The sequence below is a fragment of the Thioalkalivibrio sp. ALE17 genome (assembly GCF_000425605.1).
Classification (GTDB): domain Bacteria; phylum Pseudomonadota; class Gammaproteobacteria; order Ectothiorhodospirales; family Ectothiorhodospiraceae; genus Thioalkalivibrio.
Genome location: NZ_AUDT01000008.1, coordinates 152,229 through 165,984 on the forward strand (window position 1 = coordinate 152,229; position 13,756 = coordinate 165,984).

Annotated in this window: 18 protein-coding genes; 15 read left to right on the forward strand and 3 right to left on the reverse strand. The window is 67.3% G+C overall.

Annotation, left to right across the window (positions count from 1 at the left end; translation table 11 throughout):
* Window positions 1-4 precede the first annotated feature (4 nt).
* Window positions 5-145 (reverse strand): lipoprotein, encoded by a 141-nt coding sequence (locus H609_RS13840; RefSeq protein ID WP_018867637.1) that lies wholly within the window; start codon window positions 143-145, stop codon window positions 5-7.
* Between the two features lie 339 nt (window positions 146-484).
* Between H609_RS13840 and soxY the strand changes: the two genes are divergently transcribed.
* The 13 genes from soxY (at window position 485) to H609_RS0107755 (ending at window position 9,480) form a co-directional block, all read left to right on the forward strand.
* Window positions 485-955, forward strand: coding sequence for a thiosulfate oxidation carrier protein SoxY (soxY, locus tag H609_RS0107695; RefSeq protein WP_018867638.1), 471 nt, complete (start codon window positions 485-487; stop codon window positions 953-955).
* A 46-nt stretch (window positions 956-1,001) separates the two neighbouring features.
* On the forward strand, window positions 1,002-1,286 hold the full coding sequence (gene soxZ, locus H609_RS13375) for a thiosulfate oxidation carrier complex protein SoxZ (RefSeq protein ID WP_038028736.1): 285 nt from the start codon (window positions 1,002-1,004) through the stop codon (window positions 1,284-1,286).
* A 128-nt stretch (window positions 1,287-1,414) separates the two neighbouring features.
* The gene (locus H609_RS0107705; RefSeq protein WP_018867640.1) at window positions 1,415-1,795 is read left to right on the forward strand and encodes a hypothetical protein; all 381 of its coding nucleotides are present in this window, start codon (window positions 1,415-1,417) and stop codon (window positions 1,793-1,795) included.
* Window positions 1,796-1,863: 68 nt separating this feature from the next.
* Window positions 1,864-2,457, forward strand: coding sequence for an imidazoleglycerol-phosphate dehydratase HisB (gene hisB / locus H609_RS0107710; protein ID WP_018881963.1), 594 nt, complete (start codon window positions 1,864-1,866; stop codon window positions 2,455-2,457).
* A 23-nt stretch (window positions 2,458-2,480) separates the two neighbouring features.
* Window positions 2,481-3,137 carry an imidazole glycerol phosphate synthase subunit HisH gene (gene hisH, locus H609_RS0107715; protein ID WP_018878255.1) on the forward strand — a complete coding sequence of 219 codons (657 nt, stop codon included), beginning with the start codon at window positions 2,481-2,483 and terminating at the stop codon, window positions 3,135-3,137.
* A 10-nt stretch (window positions 3,138-3,147) separates the two neighbouring features.
* The gene (gene hisA, locus H609_RS0107720; protein ID WP_018867643.1) at window positions 3,148-3,876 is read left to right on the forward strand and encodes a 1-(5-phosphoribosyl)-5-[(5-phosphoribosylamino)methylideneamino]imidazole-4-carboxamide isomerase; all 729 of its coding nucleotides are present in this window, start codon (window positions 3,148-3,150) and stop codon (window positions 3,874-3,876) included.
* Window position 3,877: 1 nt separating this feature from the next.
* Window positions 3,878-4,672, forward strand: coding sequence for an imidazole glycerol phosphate synthase subunit HisF (gene hisF / locus H609_RS0107725; RefSeq protein ID WP_018867644.1), 795 nt, complete (start codon window positions 3,878-3,880; stop codon window positions 4,670-4,672).
* On the forward strand, window positions 4,669-5,037 hold the full coding sequence (locus H609_RS0107730; protein ID WP_019582932.1) for a phosphoribosyl-ATP diphosphatase: 369 nt from the start codon (window positions 4,669-4,671) through the stop codon (window positions 5,035-5,037). The genes hisF and H609_RS0107730 overlap by 4 nt, the downstream gene beginning before the upstream one ends.
* 198 nt (window positions 5,038-5,235) lie before the next feature.
* Window positions 5,236-5,526, forward strand: coding sequence for a twin-arginine translocase TatA/TatE family subunit (gene tatA / locus H609_RS0107735; RefSeq protein WP_018867646.1), 291 nt, complete (start codon window positions 5,236-5,238; stop codon window positions 5,524-5,526).
* A gap of 44 nt (window positions 5,527-5,570) precedes the next feature.
* Window positions 5,571-6,278 (forward strand): Sec-independent protein translocase protein TatB, encoded by a 708-nt coding sequence (gene tatB / locus H609_RS0107740; protein WP_028484690.1) that lies wholly within the window; start codon window positions 5,571-5,573, stop codon window positions 6,276-6,278.
* Entirely contained in the window at window positions 6,275-7,462 is a 1,188-nt protein-coding gene (gene tatC, locus H609_RS0107745; protein WP_018878257.1) for a twin-arginine translocase subunit TatC, read from the forward strand. The genes tatB and tatC overlap by 4 nt, the downstream gene beginning before the upstream one ends.
* Before the next feature lie 102 nt (window positions 7,463-7,564).
* A complete protein-coding gene (gene gpmI, locus H609_RS0107750; RefSeq protein ID WP_018881961.1) occupies window positions 7,565-9,115 on the forward strand; it encodes a 2,3-bisphosphoglycerate-independent phosphoglycerate mutase in 1,551 nt (516 codons plus the stop codon).
* 8 nt (window positions 9,116-9,123) lie between these two features.
* Complete coding sequence (locus tag H609_RS0107755) at window positions 9,124-9,480, forward strand: cupin domain-containing protein (RefSeq protein WP_028484691.1); 357 nt, start codon at window positions 9,124-9,126, stop codon at window positions 9,478-9,480.
* A 225-nt stretch (window positions 9,481-9,705) separates the two neighbouring features.
* Here the strand turns inward: H609_RS0107755 and pyrE are convergent, their stop codons facing one another.
* Window positions 9,706-10,341 carry an orotate phosphoribosyltransferase gene (gene pyrE, locus H609_RS0107760; protein ID WP_018867651.1) on the reverse strand — a complete coding sequence of 212 codons (636 nt, stop codon included), beginning with the start codon at window positions 10,339-10,341 and terminating at the stop codon, window positions 9,706-9,708.
* 114 nt (window positions 10,342-10,455) lie between these two features.
* Here pyrE and H609_RS0107765 point away from each other — a divergent pair, with 114 nt between their 5' ends.
* On the forward strand, window positions 10,456-11,229 hold the full coding sequence (locus H609_RS0107765; RefSeq protein WP_255349532.1) for an exodeoxyribonuclease III: 774 nt from the start codon (window positions 10,456-10,458) through the stop codon (window positions 11,227-11,229).
* Between the two features lie 18 nt (window positions 11,230-11,247).
* Window positions 11,248-12,645, forward strand: coding sequence for an AmpG family muropeptide MFS transporter (locus H609_RS0107770; protein WP_028484693.1), 1,398 nt, complete (start codon window positions 11,248-11,250; stop codon window positions 12,643-12,645).
* A gap of 586 nt (window positions 12,646-13,231) precedes the next feature.
* Here H609_RS0107770 and H609_RS0107775 read toward each other — a convergent pair.
* Window positions 13,232-13,756 (reverse strand): BCCT family transporter (locus H609_RS0107775; RefSeq protein ID WP_028484694.1); only part of this gene is annotated, 525 nt, incomplete at its 5' end.

A 13,756-nucleotide genomic window follows, 5' to 3' on the forward strand; every position in this document is an offset into this window, starting at 1 on the left:
GGGATCATTGCGGGTTGTGCTCCTCGGCTTCCTCGTCATCGGGCAGGTAGAGATCGCCCTTCTGGCCGCAGGAGGCGAGCATCTGCATCGTGCCGAGCACGACGATCACGGCGATCAACAGCCATTGGGCCTTGCAGGAAAACATGGTCGGGTCCGGGGTCTACGTTGCATGGAAAGGCGATAGTGTGCCATTGATACGCCGCTGGCTTCAGGTGCCAGGGCCCCTGACAGGCCGTTGCATCCCGATGAAATTCACCCGATTTCGAATCGCGATGATTCGTTCATCAATGATTCAGCGAGGTTTGGGACGATGCATCTGCGAGACCAGCAAAAAGACCACTGAAGCTGGTCAGGGGGCGGATTCCGGTCCGCAGGGAATAGACCCCTGCAGGTCGCCGTCCAAAGCAACAGGCGTCACAGCGGTTCACCGCGAAGACGTCCCGGATTATCCGGAACTGACCCACAAGATGAGAGGAGATCATCCATGATTAGCACCAAGCGCCGTGTCTTCCTGAAAGGCACTCTCGCCGCCGGTACTGTCGGTGTCGCCGTCGGGGCCGGTCTGCTCGCCCCGAGCAAGCTGCTTGCCGCCTGGCCGTCCGAAGCCTTCGCCGCCGAAGGTCTGGAAGCCGCCTTTGAAGCGGTGACCGGTTCCAGCGACATCGCTGACGGTGACGTCACCCTGAGCGCCCCGGAAATCGCCGAGAATGGCGCCGTGGTCCCGGTGTCCATCGAGTCCAGCCTGGACAACGTGACCGAAATGGCCGTGTTCGTCGAGCTGAACAACCAGCCGCTGACCGCCCACTACGTCCTGGGTGATGGCGCGCATGCGAACGTCTCCGGCCGTATCCGCATGGGCGAGTCCTCCAACGTGGTCGCCGCCGTGAAGTCCGGCGACACCTGGTACAAGACGGTTCAAGAAGTGAAGGTCACGGTTGGTGGCTGCGGCGGCTAACGCCGACCCCGAACCGCTGATCCGAACACTACTGGAGGTTTAAGATATGTCTATTCGAGTTCGCGCCCAGGAAAGCAACGGCGTTATCAATATCCGTGCGCTGATGAGCCACGACATGCTGGTCCCCGACGACGACGGTGGCCCGCACTTCATCGAGACTGTGGAAATTGCGCGTAACGGCACCACCGCCATCACCGCCAACTGGAACTACACCGTTTCCCGCAACCCGTTCCTGCAGGTTGAGCTGGACGGTTCTTCCGGTGACACCGTGTCCATCTCCTGGACGGACAACAAGGGTGAATCCGACTCGACCGAGGTCGAAGTGCGGTAATCAGGAGCATTCATGCTCTTGAATCAAAGCCGGGGCTTGCCCCGGCTTTTTTTGTGACCGGGTTGGGCCCGTCGCACCCTGGCCTTTCTGGCCTACACTCCAGACAGGCCCATGCCGAGCGACGAGCCATGCCACCCCATTCCCCGCCGCGAAACCCGGATGCTGAACCCGCGCTGCGCCCGGCCCTGCTCCTCGAACCCCACCAGCCCCTGTGGCAGCGCCTGCCGCGGCGCGACGCCGAAGGCCGTCGGCTGGCGGACTTCATGATGCTGATCCCCGGTCTGCGCCAGCGCCCGCGCGCCGAGATCCACGCCCGGGCGCTGGCCATCGAGCGGGTCCTCCATGGCTACGGGGCCGATATCGCGTTCGTCGAGCTGAACCTGAAGCTGAACACGCTGTGGGTCTCGCTGAGCGCGCGGCCGGGGATCTGCAGCGAACTGCCCTGCGCCATCCAGGAGGCTGTCCCCGAGGCCTTGCTGGTCGGCCCGAAGCTGGGGTCGCGCGGATAAGTCCCGCAGTCATACCGGGCGCGGGCCAGCCTTGCTACACTGGCGTTTTATCGTGCCTGAACCGGAACATGACTGAACGCACCGCATCCGTCCGCCGCGACACCCTGGAGACCCGCATCGCCATCGAGCTCAACCTCGACGGCACCGGGCAGAGCCGCCTCGAGACAGGCATCCCGTTCCTCGATCACATGCTGGATCAGGTTGCCCGCCACGGCCTGGTCGATCTCGACGTGCGTGCCGAGGGCGATCTGCATATCGATGCCCACCACACGGTGGAGGACATCGGCATCACCCTGGGCCAGGCGCTGGCGCAGGCGCTGGGCGACAAGAAGGGCATCCGCCGCTACGGCCATGCCTACGTCCCGCTGGACGAGGCCCTGTCGCGCGTGGTGATCGACTTTTCCGGGCGCCCGGGGCTGGAGATGCACGCCGACTTCCGCCGCTCGCACATCGGCGAATTCGATGTCGACCTGTTCCACGAGTTCTTCCAGGGCCTGGTCAACCACGGCTGGATGACCCTGCATATCGACTGTCTGCGTGGTGACAATGCCCACCATGTCGCCGAGACCATCTTCAAGGCCTTCGGACGTGCACTGCGCGTGGCGGCGGAAATGGATCCGCGCTCGGCGGGCATGATGCCGTCCACCAAGGGAACCCTGTAACGGACAAGGGACGAGACCCGGCCATGGAAACTGTTGCCGTCATCGATTACGGCATGGGCAATCTGCACTCGGTCGTGCGTGCGCTGGAGCACGAGGCCGCGGCCGATCAGCGTGTGCTGCTCACGGACGAGCCCGAGACCCTGCGCGAGGCGGACCGCCTGGTGTTCCCCGGCCAGGGTGCGGCGGGGGATGCCATGCAGGCGCTGGCCGGGCGCGGCCTGGACCGGCTGCTGCCGGAACTGGCGGCGGACCGGCCCTTCCTCGGACTGTGCCTGGGCCAGCAGATCCTGATGGACACCAGCGAGGAGAGCGGCGGGGTCGACCTGCTGGGCATCCTGCCGGGCCGGGTGGCGCGCTTCCCTGCGATGGAGGGTGCGGATGGCCGCCGCTTGAAGATCCCCCACATGGGGTGGAACCGCGTGCTGCCGGCGCGCGAGCACCCCCTGTGGCACGGTCTGCCCGAGACCCCCTGGTTCTACTTTGTCCACAGCTACCGGGTGCAGCCCGAGCGCGAGGCGGATGTGGCCGGGCGCACCGATTATGGCGAGACCTTTGCCTCGGCACTGGCACGGGGCTCGTTGTTCACCATGCAGTGCCATCCGGAGAAGAGCGCCGCCTGCGGGCTGCGCCTGCTGCACAACTTTCTGCGCTGGGACGGAGACGGTCCCGGGGCGTCGTGAGGAGTCGAAGATGCTGGTCATCCCCGCAATCGATCTGAAGGAAGGCAAGTGCGTTCGCCTGCGCCAGGGGAACATGGACGATTCCACCGTGTTCGGCGAGGACCCGGTGGAGATGGCGAAGCGCTGGGTGGACGCCGGGGCCGAACGCCTGCACATCGTGGACCTGGACGGCGCCTTCGCCGGCCAGCCGCGCAATGCCCAGGCGGTGCACGCCATCGCGAAGGCCTTCCCCGACCTGCCGATCCAGATCGGCGGCGGGGTGCGCGACGAGGACACGGTACAGGCCTACCTCGATGCCGGGGTCGAGTTCGTGATCATCGGCACCCGCGCGGTCAGCGCCCCGCACTTCGTGAACGACCTGTGCCTGGAGTTTCCCGGCCGCATCATCGTCGGGCTGGACGCCAAGGACGGCAAGCTCGCGGTGGATGGCTGGTCCAAGCTCTCGCACCACGACGTGATCGACCTGGCCCAGCACTTCGAGGCCGACGGCGTGGTGGCCTTCGTCTACACCGACATCGCCCGCGACGGGATGATGAAGGGGCCCAACGTGGAGGCCACCGCACGCCTGGCGAGCAACGTGCGCGTGCCGGTGATCGCCTCCGGCGGTATCAGTTCACTGGACGACATCCGCAACCTGGCGGCGCGCGAGGAAGACGGTATTACCGGCGCGATCGTCGGCCGGGCCCTGTACGAGGGCGCCTTCACCCTGGAGGAGGCCCGCGCGGCCGCCGGGAGCTGAGATGCTCGCCAAGCGCATCATCCCCTGCCTGGATGTCGACGGCGGCCGCGTGGTCAAGGGCGTCAACTTCGTCGGCATCCGCGATGCCGGGGACCCGGTGGAGATTGCCCGGCGTTACAACGCGCAGGGCGCGGACGAGATCACCTTCCTCGACATCACCGCCTCCAGCGACGACCGCGAGACCATCCTGCACGTGGTCGAGGCGGTCGCGCGCGAGGTCTTCATCCCGCTGACGGTCGGGGGCGGCGTGCGCGCGGTCGAGGACATCCGCCGCCTGCTGAACGCCGGGGCCGACAAGGTCTCCATCAATACCGCCGCGGTGCACCGCCCGGAGCTGGTGCGCGAGGCCGCCGACTGGGTCGGCAGCCAGTGCATCGTGGTCGCGATCGACGCCAAGCAGGTCAGCACGGGGAATGAGCCACCGCGCTGGGAGGTCTTTACCCACGGAGGGCGCCGCGAGACCGGGCTGGACGTAGTCGAGTGGGCGCAGCGCATGGAGGCCCTGGGGGCTGGCGAGATCCTGCTGACCAGCATGGACCGCGACGGTACCCGCATCGGCTTCGATCTGGCCCTGACCCGCGCGGTCAGCGACGCGGTGGGTATCCCGGTCATCGCCTCCGGCGGCGTCGGTGAGCTCCAGCACCTGGTGGAGGGCGTGACCGAGGGCCATGCCGACGCCGTGCTGGCGGCCAGTATCTTTCATTTCGGCCAGCACACCGTGGGTGAGGCCAAGGACGCGATGGCGGCGGCCGGTGTGCCGGTGCGACCGAACGATGCCGAGGTGGCCACGCAATGACCGAGTCCGCGCCCAACCGTCCCGCCGGCGCCGAGGTGCTCGCCGCACTGGCCGAGGTCATCGAGCAGCGCCGTCAGGCCGACCCGGAGCAGTCCTATGTGGCGAAGCTCCACGCGCGCGGCCTGGACGAGATGCTGAAGAAACTGGGCGAGGAATCGGCGGAGACCCTGATCGCCGCGAAGAATAACGATACCGACGCCCTGGTGTCGGAAATGGCCGACCTGTGGTTTCATGCCCTCGTGGTGCTCGCGGCGCGCGGCCGGCACCCGGACGATGTCCTCGACGAACTGGCGCGACGTTTCGGCCTGTCGGGTGTCGCGGAGAAGGCCGCGCGCGAAACGAGTGGACGTCGCTCCGATCACTGATGATCTCCCGGCGGCCTTTGACTGGCTCCGGTAAAGCGTTCGTTCATGTTGCTCGGCTACACTGCGGTCACCGTGTCGGGTCCACGCGCCAGAGCAATCCGGGCGCGAGCATGTACATGACCCGGCGTGCCGCACAGTTGATTATGGGCCTGGCGCCGTTCAGGCTACCCAAAAGTTGTTTTACCGGAGACAGAATCCATGGGTATCGGTGGTATCAGTATTTGGCAGCTCCTCATTATCCTGCTCATCGTCGTGCTGCTGTTCGGCACCAAGAAGCTGCGCAACATGGGGGGGGATATCGGTTCGGCGATGAAGAACTTCCGCCAGGCGGTCAAGGACCCCGACGCCGAAGAGAAGAAGGAAGGCGAAGACGGCGAGACGCGCGAGGTCGAGGACCAGACCGACGACAAGGGTCGCGTGGTCGACGCCGAGGTCAAAAAGAGCAGCGAAAAGGATTCCGACGCCTCGCAATCGGACAAGAAGTCCTGAGCCTCGCGCCCGGCGCGGTGGCCCGGCTCGAACGGCGGTAGTCCATGTTCGATATCGGCTTCTGGGAAATCATCATCATCGTGCTGGTGGCGCTGCTGGTCGTCGGGCCGGAGCGGCTGCCCGGGCTTGCGCGCGAGATCGGGCGCTGGGTGGGCAAGACCCGGCGTTTCGTCCACAGCGTGCGCTCGGATTTCGAGCAGGAGCTGCAGACCGACGAGCTGCGCAAGATGCTGAAGAGCCAGGATCGCGAGATCCGCCAGCTCAAGAACATGATGGACGAGACCGAGACCAGCCTGCGCGAGGAGTTCGAGGACACCGAGCGCGGTCTGCGGGAGGACATCGAGGGTCAGCCGAAGACCGGCAAGCACCTCTCGGACTCCGAGCAGAAGGCACTGGCCAAGAAGAAGCCGGCCAAGCCGGCGGTGCGCGACAAGCCCTCGATGCGCAGCCCCGACGCGGCGGTGCGCGGTGGCGACGCTGAAACGCCGGATACCGACGCCGAAGCCGACGAACCGACCGAGGTGCGCCGTGTGCCCACACAGGGCGATCTGGACGGCAACCTGATGACCGACGACCCGGCGCTGGCCGCCGAGCAGAAGGCACGGGCGGCCGACGGGCCGCGTCCGGAGCGCAAGAAGCCGGCGGTGCGCGAACGCCGGACCCCGGATCCCGCGGACGAGGGCTCGCGCCCTGCGCGGGACTCGACGACCGACACCACTCACGACGACCAGACCCCTGACAAGCACTCATGAGCAAGACCAAACCGGGGGTCGAGCCGAGTCCGGAAGCCACCGAGACCCTGCTCACGCATCTGATCGAGCTGCGGGACCGCATCCTCAGGATGTTCATCGCCATCCTGGTGGTGTTCCTGATCCTGTTCCCGTTCGCCAACCCGATCTACACCTGGCTGGCCGACCCGCTGATGCAGCACCTGCCGGAAGGCACCAGCATGATCGCGATCGACGTGGCCGCGCCGTTCCTGATCCCGTTCAAGCTGACCCTGCTGCTGGCCGTGGTCCTCAGCATCCCGTACCTGCTGTACCAGGTCTGGTCCTTCGTGGCCCCGGGCCTGTACGCCCACGAAAAGAGCATGGCGCTGCCGCTGGTGGCCTCGTCCACCATGCTGTTCTACCTCGGGATGGCATTCGCCTATTTCGTGGTGTTCCCGCTGATCTTCGCGTTCTTCACCGCCACCGCGCCCGAGGGCGTGTCGGTGATGACCGACATCTCGCGCTACCTGTCGTTCGTCATCATGCTGTTCATCGCCTTCGGCATTGCCTTCGAGGTGCCGGTGGCGACCATCCTGCTCGTCTCCATGGGGGCGACCACCCCGGCCAAGCTGGCGCAGAAGCGCCCCTACGTAATCGTCGGGGTGTTCCTGGTGGGGATGGTGCTCACCCCGCCGGATATCATCTCGCAGACCCTGCTGGCGCTGCCGATGTGGCTGCTGTTCGAGATCGGCCTGATCCTGTCGCGGATCATGGAGCGCAAGAAGGCCGAACGCCGCGCTAGCGCGGGCGGTGACGCGGACACGGGCGACGACGACGGCCCGGATGATGACGGCCCGGGTGGTGGCAAGCCGCGGGGTGGCGGCAGCGGCGGCGGATCGCGCAAGAAGGCCGCGACGAGTTCGGCGGCGACGGCATCCGGGACGACCGGGACCGCCGCCGGGGCGGGCGAAAGTGCCACGGCGGCCGCGCGTACCGGGTACACCCCGCTGACCGATGACGAAATGGATGCCGAGCTGGACCGCATCGAGGAAGAGCAGGCTGAACTGCGCCGCCAGCGGGCCGCCCGCGATTCCGGGGGCACGCCCGCCGGCTCTGGAGAGCAACCGGCGGTGTCCGGCACGGCGGGCGACGACACCCCGCCCGGCGCCGATTCGGACCCCGGGGACGCCTCAACCGAGGCGGATGACACGGGACGCGATCGCTGAACCGGCCGGGGCGCCCGCGATTTGTGCGGCCCGGCGCCCCGCCAAGCATCGGAAGTTGCTAAAATACCCGGGTAACCCATTGACCCAGGTAATGATCCCGCGATGGCCGATCCGCGTTCCACCCCCCGCCGCCCTGTCCTGCTGATCGTCATGGACGGAGTCGGCGTGAACCCCTCCAAGCTGAACAATGCCTACGCCGAGGCCGACACCCCGCGTCTCGACGAGTATCTCTCGACCCATACGCACACCACCCTGGATGCCTGTGGCCGCGCGGTCGGGCTGCCGGACGGGCAGATGGGCAACTCCGAGGTGGGGCACCTGACGCTGGGCGCGGGGACCGTGATCAACCAGGACCTGGTGCGCATCGACGACTCCATCGCCGACGGCAGCTTCTACGAGAACGACGCCCTGGTCAGCGCCGCCCGGGCGGCCGCCAACAACGACCTGCCCCTGCACCTGATCGGCCTGGTCTCCGATGGAGGCGTGCACTCGCACATCCGCCATCTGCGCGCCCTGGTCGAGATCTGCCAGCGCGAGGGCGCGCGGCCGATGGTGCACATGATCACCGACGGCCGCGACACCGCCCCGCGCTCGGCGCTGAACTACCTCGACCCGCTGGAGGAAGAACTGGCCAACGCCGGCGGCGCCATTGCCACGGTCTGTGGGCGCTATTACGCGATGGACCGCGACAAGCGCTGGAAGCGCACCGAGAAGGCCTTCCGTGCCATCGCCTATGCCGAGGGCGAGCCCGCCGGTTCCGCCCGCGAGGCCATCGAGGCCGCCTACGCGGCCGGCGAGGACGACGAATTCATCAATCCGCGCATCATCAACGGCGGCGCCCCGCTGGGCGAGGACGCGGTCTGCGTGCTGTTCAACTTCCGCAACGACCGCCCGCGTCAGCTCACCGCCGCCCTGGGCATGGACGACTTCGACGGCTTCGACCGCGGCGACTTCCACCCCGTGGCGGAAACCTGCCTGACCGAGTACGACCCGCGCTTCCTGTCACCGATTGCCTTCCCCCCGGAGCGCCCGTCGACCACCCTGGGCAGTACCATCGCCTCCGCCGGTATCCCGCAGTTCCATTGCGCCGAGACCGAGAAGTACGCCCACGTGACCTTCTTCTTCAACGGCGGCAAGGAAGAGCCCTACGCCGGCGAGCAGCGGGTGATGGTCCCCTCGCCGTCCGTGGATACCTACGACGAGCAGCCGGAGATGAGCGCCAAGGAGGTGGCCGACGAGACCATCCAGGCGATGCAGAGCGGGCGCTACGGGTTCATTCTGGTCAACTTCGCCAACGGCGACATGGTCGGACACACCGCCAAGCGCGAGGCGCTGATCCAGGCGGTCCAGACCCTGGACCAGGAGGTCGGTCGGGTCCTGGACGCCGCGCGGGAGCTGGAATACTCCGCGATCGTGACCGCCGACCACGGCAACTGCGACGAATACGTCGACCCGGTGACCGGCGCCCCGCATACCCAGCACACCATCTACCCGGTGATGTGCATGATCACCGACTCCCAGCGCTGGCGCCTGCGCACCGGCGGCGGCCTGGCCGATGTCGCCCCGACCGTGCTGGAACTGATGGGGGTGCCCAAGCCCGCCGCGATGGGTGGCCAGAGCCTGCTGCTCGAGGAAGTGCCGGAGTCCGCGTGAGCCCGATGATGCATACGCGCTACGCCGACATCCCGGCCTATGACACCAAGGACGGCTCCGAGATCCGCGAGCTGATGCACCCCGATGTGCACGGCAATGCCGCCCAGAGCCTGGCCGAGGCCGTGGTCGAGCCCGGCGCGATCACGCGCCTGCATCGCCACGCGCGCACCGAGGAGCTCTATCACGTCACCCGTGGCCAGGGCGAGATGCGCCTGGGTGAGGCGACCTTCCCGGTGACGGTGGGTGACACGGTCTGCATCGCGCCCGGCACGCCGCATAACATCCGCAACACCGGCGCAGAGCCCCTGCATATCCTGTGCAGCTGCTCGCCGGCGTACTCGCACGACGACACCGAGCTCCTGTAGCCCGTTCTGCGCGCTCATCCGCACCCGTCCTTGCGAGGACCGCCGCCGTCGAAGCGGAAAGGCTGCGTTGAACGGCCGCGGGGCAAACGAAGCAAGTAACCGCCGGCCGGAGCCACCGACGGGTGGGGCGGGCCGGCGGCTTTCTACCGCGCTGGGAGATTGCTTCGTCGGCTGCACCTCCTCGCAATGACGGAGGTGGACGCTGAAGCGGTGGTGCGCGTCTCCCTAAACGCCGTACTCGGCGCGGTAGGCGCGCAGGGCCTCCAGGTGTTCCGGCGCGCGGCCGGTCTCCTCGAGCATGCGGACCAGGTCGCCCAGCCGGGCGACGCGCACCACCTGCAGGCCCAGATCGGCCTCGACCTCCTGGATCGCGGAGCGCTCGCCGCGGCCGCGCTCCTCGCGGTCCAGCGCGATCGCCACGCCGACCGGGGTGGCCCCGGCGGCCCGGATCAGGTCCACCGATTCCCGGATCGCGGTGCCGGCGGTAATCACGTCGTCCACGATCAGCACCCGACCCTCCAGCGGGGCGCCGACGATGTTGCCGCCCTCGCCGTGATCCTTGGCCTCCTTGCGGTTGAAGGCCCAGGGGCGGTCCATGCCGTGGTCGCGATAAAGCGCCTCGGTGACCGCCGCGGCCAGCGGAATGCCCTTGTAGGCCGGACCGAACACCAGGTCGAACTGGATACCGGAATCCCTGATCGCCTGCGCGTAGAACTCGCCCAGCCGCGCCAGGTCCGAGCCGCGATTGAACAGGCCCGCGTTGAAGAAGTACGGGCTCACCCGTCCGGACTTCAGTGTGAACTCGCCAAAGCGCAGGACATCGCGTTGCAGGGCGTATTCCAGAAAGGCGTGGGCGGTCATCGGGGCGGCTCCGGTCGTGAAACGCCGTATTCTGACACACCCGCTTGCGGATCCGGCATCCGTCCGGTCCCGGGGCCTTTTCCGCGCCCGCGCGCACGGGTATCGTTCCCCGCCATGCGTATACTCTCGATGAACGCCAACGGCATCCGTGCCGCCGCCCGCAAGGGTTTCTTCGACTGGCTCCCGTCTACCGAGGCCGATGTGGTCTGCATCCAGGAGACCAAGGCCCAGATCCATCAGATCCAGGGCGAGCCGTTCCATCCACCCGGCTACCACAGCGTCTATGTCGATGCCGTGAAGCCCGGCTACAGCGGCGTGGCCCTGTACAGCCGCCGCCAGCCGGACGAGGTGATCACCCGCATTGGCTTCGAGGAGGCCGACAACGAGGGCCGCTATGCCGAGATGCGGTTCGGCAACCTGTCGGTGGTCTCGCTGTATCTGCCCTCGGGTTCCTCGGGCGACCACCGCCAGGACTCCAAGTGGCGCTTCCTCGAGTTCTTCCGCCCCTGGCTGGCGGAACGCATGCAGGACGGGCGTGAATGGGTCATCTGCGGCGACTGGAACATCGCCCACAAGGAGATCGACCTCACCAACTATAAGTCCAACCGCAAGAACTCCGGCTTCTTGCCGGAGGAGCGGGCCTGGCTGGACCACCTGTTCGACGAGATCGGCATGGTCGACGTGTTCCGCCGGCTGGACGGGCGCCCCGAGCAGTACACCTGGTGGTCCAACCGCGGCCAGGCCTGGGCCAAGAACGTGGGCTGGCGGATCGACTACCAGATCGCCACCCCGGGCATTGCCGCCACCGCGCGCGACCCGTACATCCACACCGCAGATCGCTACTCCGACCACGCGCCGTTCTGGATCGACTATGGCTACCAGCCCTGACCGGGGCCTGTGCCGCGCATGACCGACGCCGCCGAAGCGCAACGGCCCCCGCGCCGCGACTGGCGCGCGGCCCTGGCGGTCTACCGCCATCCGCGGGTCATCGGCATGCTGTTCCTCGGCTTTGCCGCGGGCTTGCCGCTGCTGCTGACCGGCGGCACCTTCACCGCCTGGCTGCGCGACCTTGGCGTGGAGCTGGCCTCCATCGGCTTCCTCTCCTGGGTCGGCATGGCCTACAGCATCAAGGTGTTCTGGGCCCCGGTGGTCGACCGCCTCGCCCTGCCGGTCCTGACCCGAGTGTTCGGACGTCGTCGTGCCTGGATGCTGTTCGCCCAGGCCGTGATCATCCTGGGCCTGGCCGGGATCGCCCTGACCGACCCGACGGAGCAGCTCTGGCTGGTGGCCGTCTGGGCCGTACTCACGGCCTTCGGCGCCGCGACCCAGGACATCGCCATCGATGCCTACCGCATCGAGGCCGTCAGCCAGGAGCGCCAGGGCGCGATGGCCGCCGCCTACGTGTTCGGCTATCGCGTGGCCCTGCTGACCGCTGGAGCCGGGGCGCTGCATATCGCCGCGATCGGCAGCTGGAGCCTCTCCTACGGCGCGATGGCCGCCCTGATGCTGGTGGGCGTCGTCTGCACGCTGATCGTCCGTGAGCCCGAGGTGGCCCGGCGCGACTCCGCCACGGCCCGCCTCGAGGACCGCGTGGTCCACTACCTCAACAACACCTCCGATACGGGCTGGTGGCGTGACCTGAAGGCCTGGTTCATCGGCGCGGTGATCTGCCCGTTCGTCGAATTCTGGCAGCGCTTCGGGAAGATCGCCCTGGTGGTGATCGCCTTCATCGCCGTGTTCCGCATCAGCGATATCTTCATGGGCGTAATGGCTAATCCGTTCTATCTGGACATCGGCTTCACCAAGGACGAGATCGCCAACATCGCCGCCGCCTTCGGCCTGGCCATGACCCTGACCGGCGCGGCCCTCGGCGGCCTGCTGGTGGTGCGCTTCGGCATCATGCGCATGCTGATCGCGACGGCGATCCTGGCCCCGCTGACCAACCTGACCTTCTCCTGGCTGGCGACCCTGGGGCCGGAGACCTATGGCCTGGTGTTCGCGATCATGGCCGACAATCTCTCCGGTGGCATGGCGATCTCGGTGTTCATCGCCTACCTCTCCAGCCTCACCAACAGCGCCTACACCGCCACCCAGTACGCCCTGTTCAGCTCCATCATGACCCTGCCGGGGCAGTTCCTCGCCGGCTTCACCGGCGTACTCGCCGAGCACATCGGCTGGGTCTGGTTCTTCGCCAGCTCCGCCCTGATCGGCATCCCCACCATCCTGCTCGCCTTCGCCCTGATGCGCTGGGCCAATCCCGACCATATGCCCCAGCCCGGCCGCCCGACGGGCGCAACCGATTAGCGCATTATGCATTGTTCCGGCACTATTTCGTGCTTGTGGAGGTGGAGTGGTTGCCCCAGGTGCTCAACACTTTCCGACGCTACCGGGCCGACCACCCGCCAGGTGTGTTCGCTTGAAAGGTGCTGATTGGAAACGATCGTCAGTCCGTGGCAGGGCCCATTCGGGGACGTGCATGGTCCGCCCCCAATTGCGCTGATCCAGGCCTTCTTGGGGGTGTCACCATCCCGGGGCCCCTTGGCCCTCGCTCTGTCATCCCGATCGGAGCGCCCCCTCTCCGTCATCCTGGCCGCAGCGCAGCGGAGAGCCGGGATCCCAACACGCCGCTCCAGCCCCAGCTACGGGTAGCCCATACCGTGGAGATCCCGACTAGCCGTTGCGCGGTTTCCGGGACGGGCGGCTGGAGACCCGGGCCCGCACGGCCTTGAGCTTGGCTGACGCTCGTTGCTAATCAGTGTCCTCGGTCTACGTGAGGCCAACCTTTCGCGGCCCCAGCCCTTGCCGAGTCACCATGAAAAACGCCCCGCCAGCACAAGGCCGACGGGGCGCGTCAAACCGGGCGAATACCCGGGATGATGTGGCCAGGCAACTAGGCCGCGGCCTCCTTCAGCCGGATCAGCTTGAGTTCGTGGAACAGCCCCATCATCAGGCTGACACACATCAGCAGTAGCACGATGACGAATGGCAGGCCGGTACTGACCGCCCCGGCCTGCAGGGCGCTGAGGGCCGCGGCGCCGCCGACCGCCAACAGGACACCGGCAACCACACCCTCGGTGGTGGCCCAGAACAGGCGCTGGGACTGCGGGGCATCGGTCTTGCCGCCCGAGGTGATGGAATCGATCACCAGCGAACCGGAGTCCGACGAGGTGATGAAGAACACCAGCACCAGGGCGATGGCCAGGAACGAGGTGATCGCCGTGAACGGCAGGTGTTCCAGCATCTGGAACAGCGCCAGCGACGAGTCGGAGATGCCGTCGGCCAGGGCGCCGATCCCCTCGCGTGCCTGGTCCAGGCCGGAGCCGCCGAAGGCGCTCATCCAGATCACCGTGACCAGGGTCGGCACCAGCAAGACGGCGGTGACGAACTGGCGCACGGTGCGCCCGCGGGAGACGCG

What these genes read in the sequence shown, in the direction of transcription:
- H609_RS0107765 (WP_255349532.1), top strand. Translation starts at nt 10,456, where the DNA reads ATGCGTATACTCTCGATGAACGCCAACGGCATCCGTGCCGCCGCCCGC.
- tatA (WP_018867646.1), top strand. Translation starts at nt 5,236, where the DNA reads ATGGGTATCGGTGGTATCAGTATTTGGCAGCTCCTCATTATCCTGCTC.
- H609_RS0107770 (WP_028484693.1), top strand. Translation starts at nt 11,248, where the DNA reads ATGACCGACGCCGCCGAAGCGCAACGGCCCCCGCGCCGCGACTGGCGC.
- H609_RS0107730 (WP_019582932.1), top strand. Translation starts at nt 4,669, where the DNA reads ATGACCGAGTCCGCGCCCAACCGTCCCGCCGGCGCCGAGGTGCTCGCC.
- tatC (WP_018878257.1), top strand. Translation starts at nt 6,275, where the DNA reads ATGAGCAAGACCAAACCGGGGGTCGAGCCGAGTCCGGAAGCCACCGAG.
- hisA (WP_018867643.1), top strand. Translation starts at nt 3,148, where the DNA reads ATGCTGGTCATCCCCGCAATCGATCTGAAGGAAGGCAAGTGCGTTCGC.
- soxZ (WP_038028736.1), top strand. Translation starts at nt 1,002, where the DNA reads ATGTCTATTCGAGTTCGCGCCCAGGAAAGCAACGGCGTTATCAATATC.
- H609_RS13840 (WP_018867637.1), bottom strand. Translation starts at nt 145, where the DNA reads ATGTTTTCCTGCAAGGCCCAATGGCTGTTGATCGCCGTGATCGTCGTG.
- hisF (WP_018867644.1), top strand. Translation starts at nt 3,878, where the DNA reads ATGCTCGCCAAGCGCATCATCCCCTGCCTGGATGTCGACGGCGGCCGC.
- hisH (WP_018878255.1), top strand. Translation starts at nt 2,481, where the DNA reads ATGGAAACTGTTGCCGTCATCGATTACGGCATGGGCAATCTGCACTCG.
- hisB (WP_018881963.1), top strand. Translation starts at nt 1,864, where the DNA reads ATGACTGAACGCACCGCATCCGTCCGCCGCGACACCCTGGAGACCCGC.
- soxY (WP_018867638.1), top strand. Translation starts at nt 485, where the DNA reads ATGATTAGCACCAAGCGCCGTGTCTTCCTGAAAGGCACTCTCGCCGCC.
- pyrE (WP_018867651.1), bottom strand. Translation starts at nt 10,341, where the DNA reads ATGACCGCCCACGCCTTTCTGGAATACGCCCTGCAACGCGATGTCCTG.
- tatB (WP_028484690.1), top strand. Translation starts at nt 5,571, where the DNA reads ATGTTCGATATCGGCTTCTGGGAAATCATCATCATCGTGCTGGTGGCG.
- H609_RS0107755 (WP_028484691.1), top strand. Translation starts at nt 9,124, where the DNA reads ATGCATACGCGCTACGCCGACATCCCGGCCTATGACACCAAGGACGGC.
- gpmI (WP_018881961.1), top strand. Translation starts at nt 7,565, where the DNA reads ATGGCCGATCCGCGTTCCACCCCCCGCCGCCCTGTCCTGCTGATCGTC.
- H609_RS0107705 (WP_018867640.1), top strand. Translation starts at nt 1,415, where the DNA reads ATGCCACCCCATTCCCCGCCGCGAAACCCGGATGCTGAACCCGCGCTG.